Here is a 1,663-nt window from a genome sequence, read left to right on the forward strand (position 1 = left end):
AGTTTCCGTCCATAAACGCGCCTATTTTGCAGCTTTTGCAAGCACTTAACCTCGTCCAGTGAAGCCGTTGAACGGCATGGACAGGGATCAAGAGCGCCGGTGTTGACAAATGGGGATCATGGGCCGGTCGCGGCGCGCACCACGGAGCCCGGTCACTGATCGGCACGACGGCAGCGGCGATACTGTGATGTCAGTTCGGTTTGAGGCGTGTGAACAGGACGAGATTGTAGGCCACGGCCGAGGACCAGACGTAGGTCTTGAAGTGATCGAGGCCACGCCAGGTACAGCGTGCCAAGCCGTAAGCGCGCTTCAAGCACGATATTCCGGCTTCGATGCCGGCGCGGAAGTTGCGTAGCTTGCGATAGACCCACTTGCTTCTGACCATGTCCTCGATCCTGAGCCCGGCCTTCTTGTGGAAGGCCATGTCGGAGACGCCCCACGCCTTCGCTGTGGCCAGGTTGTCGCGAGTGGCGAAGCCGCCATCGGCCGCCGCTTGCCGCGGCGCTTTGCCGTAGAAGGCGATGTGGCGCTCCAGCATCGGCAGCAGCCGCTCGCTGTCGGCCGGATTGCCTGCTTCGATCACCAGATCGAGGATCATGCCGCTCCTGCCAGTGGTCAGGTTGAGTTTGTGGCCGTACTCGGTATTGCGGCTGCCTTTGACGATGATATCTGCATGTGGTTCGAACAGGCTGACCAACTTCTCGCCGGCAGGCACCGGCTCGTCGGCCAACACCCGTCGCTCGCTCTGTCTGATGATGCGCTCGACCAACGGCTCATAGTGATGGACCTGGAGCTGCCACAGTGCGATGGCCGGTGTGCTCGCCATGGCCAATCGCTCGCTCGCCTGCTTCAGATAGGCCAAGGTCGCGCAGGTGATTGCGATCAGCTCGCGGTAGAGTTGGACCCGATTCGGTCGACCGCGCGTGAACTGGATCTTGCGGGCGCGCTTCTTGGCTGCACGGCAATGATCGCGCCATGAGCCGGCGCCGCCGACCAAGGTATCGGCCCGCTTCAGCAGGCGCACCATGACCCGCACTGCATCCCAAAGCAGGCTGCTGTCGCTCGGCTCGTGCATGAGTGCCGAAGTCACGGTGCTGTCCAGCCGCACGACCGCGCCGTCTTCAAGCTTCGCCTGCTGAGCGCTCGACAGCAGCGTCCGATTGATCGATTCCCATGTCTCGGGCAGGATCGCGCTGATCGTCCTTTGCAGCACCGACTTCTGTGGGCTCCACGACCATGGCAGGCGGGCAAAGGCGCGAAACGAGGCGGAGTCCTCGAGATGGAACGCCAGCTCCTGGTAGCTCAGTTGCCGGTACTGCTTGAGGATCGCGCAGCGCAACACCGCTTCGGCCGGCAGGCCCTGCCGTCCGGTGGCTTTGACGCCGACCCGAACCAGATCTCCGGCCACCAGGCCAAGCAGATCGCAATGCTCGTCCAGCCATTGCGACATCGCCTTCAGTTCGTGGCCGATCTCGTGCGTGGCGAAAACATCGAATATGCTGGCTTGGACGGTGCGTTCTTGGCGCATTGTCGGCTCCGGCGGTGGCAGGGTTTTGGACTCAGTGGCATGAGCCAAGATACCTGAAACCGCCGGGCCTTGCTCATGCAAAGCTACGATTCACTCAACAAAATCAATTATTTGCCGTTTGTGGACGGAAACTAG

General features: G+C 61.6%; 1 protein-coding gene. It reads right to left on the minus strand.

Annotated features, from left to right (window positions below; translation table 11 throughout):
* Positions 1-190 precede the first annotated feature (190 nt).
* Positions 191-1,528 carry an ISNCY-like element ISMesp3 family transposase gene (locus NKJ90_RS33300; RefSeq protein ID WP_023760734.1) on the minus strand — a complete coding sequence of 446 codons (1,338 nt, stop codon included), beginning with the start codon at positions 1,526-1,528 and terminating at the stop codon, positions 191-193.
* Between the last annotated feature and the right edge of the window lie 135 nt (positions 1,529-1,663).

The organism is Mesorhizobium sp. M0051, assembly GCF_040323235.1.
In the GTDB taxonomy this organism is placed as follows: Bacteria; Pseudomonadota; Alphaproteobacteria; order Rhizobiales; family Rhizobiaceae; genus Mesorhizobium.